Consider the following 6,048-nt stretch of genomic DNA (forward strand, 5'->3'; position numbering starts at 1 on the left):
GTCTAATATTTAAAAACACTCCATAAAAAAAGCCTCTCAGTTTCCTGAAAGGCTTCTCGTTGTACAGGCGGAGAGAGTACAACTACTCAAATCTAAACAATTAGACATACGCTACAAATGCTACAGTTACTTCATAAAACCAATCAAAAAGGCACTTAAAAGAACCATACGCTGTTTGGATTTGTACTAATGAGATTGAATCACATTGTAACACACCGTACAAAAATCGTACAAAAATAGTATTTTAGCATGGTACATCTAAAAATTTCAAATCATGGCTACCGTTAATTTTCTATACCGTTCTACCAAGAGTGAAGCTTCTTTAAACGTTCGACTGCTATACAGAGTGCAAGATGAAAGTAAGAATGGAGGTTACACTGATTATACTTTAGGCGCCAAAACACAATTAAGAGTAAGTAGGGACTATTGGAACAAACAACACAATCTTAAAAGGTTATCAGACATTGAATTAATCAATAAAATTTCAGAAGTTAAAACTCAATTAACCAATATTGAAAAGAATATACTTGAGAAATTTCACGAAACTGATATTAGTGAAATAACCAAGCTCTGGTTACAGGAAACAATTAGAAATTACTACAACCCAAACCACGATGTATCGATACCTCTTGATTTAGTAAACTATATTGATTACTACATTGATTTCAAAAAGAATGATTTCACACCTAAAGCAATAAGGCGCATAAGAGTAACAAAACATAAGTTACAGCGTATGGAAAAACATTTTGGGACTAAGTTTCAAATCAAAAATATTAACGAACAATTTAAGAAGGAATTTCAAGAGTTTAGCAATAAAGAGCAATACTCACATAATACCCAGCAACGAGAGCTTGTTTTAATTAAGACAATATGCTATCACGCTAAACATTCTGGTCTTGAAACACATTATCAATTGGATGGACTAAAAATGAAACGTCAGGTAATTAAGCACATTTATCTGAATACAGAAGAACTGGAAATAATCAAAAATCTTAATTTATCACACGAACATTTAGCGAATGCACGTGATTGGCTTATAATAAGCTGCTATACAGGTCAAAGAGTTTCCGATTTTATGAAATTCAATAAATCTATGATACGTGTTAAAGAGGACAAATATTTGCTGGAATTTCGACAAAAAAAAACAGACAAACCCTTAACAATCCCTCTATTGAAAGAAGTTAGAAATGTTTTAGAAAAAAGAAATGGTAATTTTCCACGAGCTATTTCAGACCAGAAGTACAACGATTACATAAAACTTGTATGCAAGGAAGCTAAATTCAACGAACTATGCGAAGGCAAAAAGCGCATTAATATTGAGTCAGACAACAAGAAAAAAGGTATTTATAGAGATGTTGTGGGTAATTATCCAAAGTGGCAGCTGGTTTCAAGCCATATAGGTCGCAGAAGCTTTTGCACTAATTACTATAGTAAAGTACCAACTTCATATTTAATCGCAATATCAGGACATAGTTCTGAAAAAATGTTTTTAAATTACTTGCAAAAGAGTATTGAAGACAAGGCTTTAGACGCTTACGATTATTTTAATTAAACCTTGAGTATTTCAGAACTATTACAGAAGGCCAATCGGTTAGTATAAATTTTAATTACTAAAATGATAATACCTACAAAAAAGCCATTAGCAAAAAAATATCTTGAGCAAAAAAAGTACTTGCTAACAGATGATATTAAAAAATTCTTAATAGAAGATTATTCAAGAGTTACCAAAGTTCTTTACAATTATTTTGAGGGTTACAAATACATCTACTGTACAATAGAAGACAAGCTTAAGACAGAGCTTAAGTATGATGTAGCTGACCATCTTGAACAGCTATACCAAAAACAAGAAGCTACCAAGTATAAAGTATTATTAAAAGAATACGAAACTTTAATAATAAACTTCAATGGTCTGGAAGATATTTATGTTGATTATGAAGACAAATTATTGGACATCCATACATATGTTGAAGCTTTTCAAAGTATAAAATTCCCCTATTTAACTAGTTTATTCAAAAATGATGAAGGAAGTTTTGCAATAGTCTTAAATAAAATGAACGTCTGTAATTCAAATTTAACATGGTTTTTTACCGCAGCAAAAATAGTCAACAATGAAATAAATAATAATGTTAAAATAAGAAATACAATAACCCAATCTTTTAATTCTGATGTTGAAGATTTAAAAATATCCCTTTTCACAGACCATCACATTTCCATTGACGCAGACACATTCGAACTATATTACCTTAAAGGGTATAAAAATGGCCAAAAAACTTGGGAAGAAGATTATTACCTACCAGCAAACAGAACTTTAGACCAAACATACTTACAAAGATTAAAACATATTTACTTCAAAAAAGACTTGAGAGACTTAAACAATGTTTTTGATTCTACTCCCTATGCCAAGGGGTGTAGTTTTGTAAAGAGCGTATCATATAAAAGTATAAGTCTAAAAGGTGTTGAGCAGTTAGGTTATTATAGTGCATTAACTTTCAACATAGACGAGCTAGTAAAGGAGTTAGAAATTGAATGGTTTCATGAAAAAAAAGAAAACAAACTCAACAACTATTCACAAGAAATTGATAGCTCGCACCCAACGCACAACCCAAATCTATGGAACGAAGACTGTTTTAAACTTTTCAAATACCTACATGATAACTATTACAAATCAAAAAAAAGAGAGCTTACAAACATTTGGTTTTATCTGAAAGAATATGACTCAAACAAATATGTTTTAAAATCAACAAAAAAGGATTACATAACTTTTATTGAAGTAAACTATAAAGTCAAAATAAAAAATTTTGATAAAGCTCCAACCAAATACAATGAAAAAGAATATCCTACAATAAACGAACATCGAATGAATTTTGAAGATTCATTGCATTAATTTATAAAACACGCAAAAAACACCTAAAACACGTTTTTCTACTCTTTTATTACCCTTGATTGAATCGTCTATTTGCTTCCAGCATTTGAAAGAATCATTGCTGTTAAAATAGAGAAATGAAAAATTCAATCTTACTTCAAGACCTAACACCACAAGAATTAGGCAACCTCATCGATGAAAAATTAAGCTATCGATTTGAGCAACTTCAAAAACAACTTCAAGCCAAGGAAGCGAACGACGAACTACTTACCAGAGATGAAACCTGTAAGTTTTTAAAAATTGACTCTAGCACCCTATGGTCTTGGAGCAATAAAGGGAAAGTTAAAGCCTACGGAATTGGCTCAAGACGATATTACAAGCGTAGCGAATTATTAGATTGTTTAATACTTCTAAAAAAATAAGGCTATGCGAGATAATACAAGTAGTCTTAATAGTTCGATGGTAAACAATCGTCATAACCTAAATCAACAAGAGTTTAAAAGAGCACTTTTCAATTTATTGTTTGATGAGCCATGTAGCAGAAGAATGGCAGCCACTAAATTAGGCTATACAGACCAGACCTATATGGTAACGCAAACTATCTATGATTGGATTAAAGAAGGTAGAGCAGCTGTTGTTGGTCAAATAAAATGCCATCGCTCCAATCGTCTTGTTCAATCAATAACAACTAATCAAGATTTATTTCCAAAATCCAATCAGCTAACTCTTTTTTAATCTGAAAAGAAAACGCTGAAAGACTTCTCAGGAAATCTATTACAAACGAATCATAAAGGCGGTCTTTTGACCACCATAGCTGACTTGTAACAAACTCTTATCAAAACTTCTAGCAACTCGTCTCAATCTGTAAAAAAAGTTATTTGAGGCCGTAACAACCGCTAAAAGCCTACCATTAATAAATAGCGCACTAAAGCATAATGATTGACTACATAAAACTGAAAATTGATAGCTGCGATGTCAAATTACTCTTGGAGAATTCTAACTTAGAGTTTAGAAGAACCGTTTCTGAAAAAACAGGCCTTTTAGACAATAAAACTATTTGCGAATACCATCATTGCAAAATAACTATTTATGATTGTAACGTAGTTATATTTCAAGGTAGTATACATAAACTACATAACTCAATAACAGGCATAGAAGCTCCAAATAAAAAATCACAGATAAATTATAAAGGGTTTAATGGCAATCAATTTAATTATACACAAATCGATTTTACGCGAAATCATTTGGCTAACCTTTTCAACGTGCCTACTAACCAAATGATACTTCAAAATGTAGAATATGGACAAAATTTAACCACATCATTTGACCCTCAAACATTTATAACAGGCTTACTGATGTACATGGGAAAAGCGTTTGATTACAACTACAATGGCTATTATGCTCAATCAAAACATAGTCAATACATAATAAAGGTGTACAATAAAGGTAATCAGTATAATATGCAATTTAATACCCTAAGACTAGAAATTAAAGTAACTAAAATGCAATGTCAAAAAAAAGAAATTGGTCTAAGCACCATGGCAGACATAACAACCGAAACATTAGACAAAGCTTTTAAATTTCTATTTAAAATTCTGAATAAAGTCTTGTACTATGATAACAGTATAATTAAAACAAACCTTTCAAAAATAGATAAGGCAAGAATCAAAGATTATTCGAACCCTAGATATTGGACAAAATTAAAACCCTCAAAAAGAGACACCAAGAAAAAGCTACTTAGTAATATCATAAGAAATAATTCCGATAATTTGAAGGAACAGTTACTAGAACAATTAGAAAACAATAGGGTAACCTTTTACCAACTTTTAGAAATTGCGCCTGAGGTAATACTTTACACTTCAAATATAGGGGAATCCAATACCCTCAAAGACTATATGAAACATACCATAATTGAACCTGACTCAATTAATCAAAAAAGACCTAGATTATAATTAGTTGAGGTGAATTATTCTTAACAAGAACACTATGTAAGGTCAACAATATTAAATTAGAGAGAAAATCAAAACAATACGCGCGTACGGGTCAAATACTATGAAAAATGTTATACGGTAAGGTCACGGCTAGATTACGGCTAGGTATTCTACAAAACAGTTTCTAATAGTGTAACTAATTAATAAGCACTGCAAATTTTAGGTTTACCATATTTCTTATCTTGTAAGAATGAAAACACTCGTCCTTCTATTTTCCTTACTTTTAATTTCATCTTGTCAAATAGATTCTACAAACAAAGAAATTCAAAAAGAAAACATTAGACTACAAAAGCAAGTTGACAGCTTAAAGAATCAGCTCCTTAAATGCGATATGCTACTTGATTCGTATGAGGGTCTACCAATGACATTGTAAATTTGAATTGCATCGTTAAAACCTCGCTGTTACTTTCAATTATTAAATCTGACCTTTTAACAAATACCATACTCCAGTTATTTACGTAATTCTGTAAGTTAATACTTTGAATTATTCGTAATATTGCTTTTGTAACCCAAACCATTTAGCAATGAGGAATTTAGCATTTGTTTTCTTATTATTCATAGTTTCTGGAAACGCTCAGAAAAAACAAATAGGTATTTATAAAGCAGATAATGGAGTGACTTATCGCCTCAAAGATGAAATACAATTAAATGTAGGCTCAGACACAAACGGGGCATTTAATTATGTAACCACACCAATGGCTCAGGATGACAGCAAAAGTGGAGGTAGACATTTAGCTAATAGAGTTTTTAAAATTATTGGAATTGAAAAATACAACGGAAAGAGACGAACAGGTGTAAAGTTCGTTGCAAGAAAAGGATTGCTATTAGTTCATATAGACATAATTAATGCCATAAGAACCTGTGAAGTTACACCATGCACTCAAACAACCTCCCCTTCTCCTGTAGTTATAAACGAGTCCGACAAGTATGATAAGCTAAAAAAACTAAAAGACCTTTATGACGATGGAGTATTAAATAAGGATGAATACGAAGCAGAAAAACAAAAAGTCCTAGCGTCCGAAAAATAAGGTTAACAAATGTTACCATACATAAATCGTACAAATTTAATAATCAAAAAACCTCAACTATCTATTAACTAGAATGTTGAGGTTTTTACTTGTACAGGCGGAGAGACTCGAACTCTCACACCTTGCGGCACTAGATCCTAAGTCTAGCGTGTCTACCAATTCCACC

At 31.5% G+C, this 6,048-nt stretch carries 6 protein-coding genes; all 6 read left to right on the forward strand.

Annotated features, from left to right (window positions below):
* The first annotated feature begins 274 nt into the window (after window positions 1–274).
* A complete protein-coding gene (locus tag ACSHWW_RS14125; protein ID WP_435683118.1) occupies window positions 275–1,552 on the forward strand; it encodes a phage integrase SAM-like domain-containing protein in 1,278 nt (425 codons plus the stop codon).
* A gap of 63 nt (window positions 1,553–1,615) precedes the next feature.
* Window positions 1,616–2,884: a hypothetical protein gene (locus ACSHWW_RS14130; protein ID WP_435683119.1), complete on the forward strand. Its 1,269-nt coding sequence runs from the start codon at window positions 1,616–1,618 to the stop codon at window positions 2,882–2,884.
* Between the two features lie 116 nt (window positions 2,885–3,000).
* Window positions 3,001–3,285 (forward strand): helix-turn-helix domain-containing protein, encoded by a 285-nt coding sequence (locus ACSHWW_RS14135; RefSeq protein WP_435683120.1) that lies wholly within the window; start codon window positions 3,001–3,003, stop codon window positions 3,283–3,285.
* 4 nt (window positions 3,286–3,289) lie between these two features.
* The gene (locus ACSHWW_RS14140; RefSeq protein WP_435683121.1) at window positions 3,290–3,598 is read left to right on the forward strand and encodes a hypothetical protein; all 309 of its coding nucleotides are present in this window, start codon (window positions 3,290–3,292) and stop codon (window positions 3,596–3,598) included.
* A 200-nt stretch (window positions 3,599–3,798) separates the two neighbouring features.
* Window positions 3,799–4,815, forward strand: coding sequence for a hypothetical protein (locus ACSHWW_RS14145; protein WP_435683122.1), 1,017 nt, complete (start codon window positions 3,799–3,801; stop codon window positions 4,813–4,815).
* 563 nt (window positions 4,816–5,378) lie between these two features.
* A complete protein-coding gene (locus tag ACSHWW_RS14150; protein ID WP_435683123.1) occupies window positions 5,379–5,882 on the forward strand; it encodes an SHOCT domain-containing protein in 504 nt (167 codons plus the stop codon).
* Window positions 5,883–6,048: the final 166 nt, after the last annotated feature.

The organism is Nonlabens sp. (assembly GCF_051251825.1).
GTDB lineage: Bacteria > Bacteroidota > Bacteroidia > Flavobacteriales > Flavobacteriaceae > Nonlabens.

Bases quoted from the DNA above. Each gene is read 5' to 3' on its own strand.
- ACSHWW_RS14130 (WP_435683119.1), top strand. From the start codon at position 1,616: ATGATAATACCTACAAAAAAGCCATTAGCAAAAAAATATCTTGAGCAA.
- ACSHWW_RS14145 (WP_435683122.1), top strand. From the start codon at position 3,799: ATGATTGACTACATAAAACTGAAAATTGATAGCTGCGATGTCAAATTA.
- ACSHWW_RS14150 (WP_435683123.1), top strand. From the start codon at position 5,379: ATGAGGAATTTAGCATTTGTTTTCTTATTATTCATAGTTTCTGGAAAC.
- ACSHWW_RS14135 (WP_435683120.1), top strand. From the start codon at position 3,001: ATGAAAAATTCAATCTTACTTCAAGACCTAACACCACAAGAATTAGGC.
- ACSHWW_RS14140 (WP_435683121.1), top strand. From the start codon at position 3,290: ATGCGAGATAATACAAGTAGTCTTAATAGTTCGATGGTAAACAATCGT.
- ACSHWW_RS14125 (WP_435683118.1), top strand. From the start codon at position 275: ATGGCTACCGTTAATTTTCTATACCGTTCTACCAAGAGTGAAGCTTCT.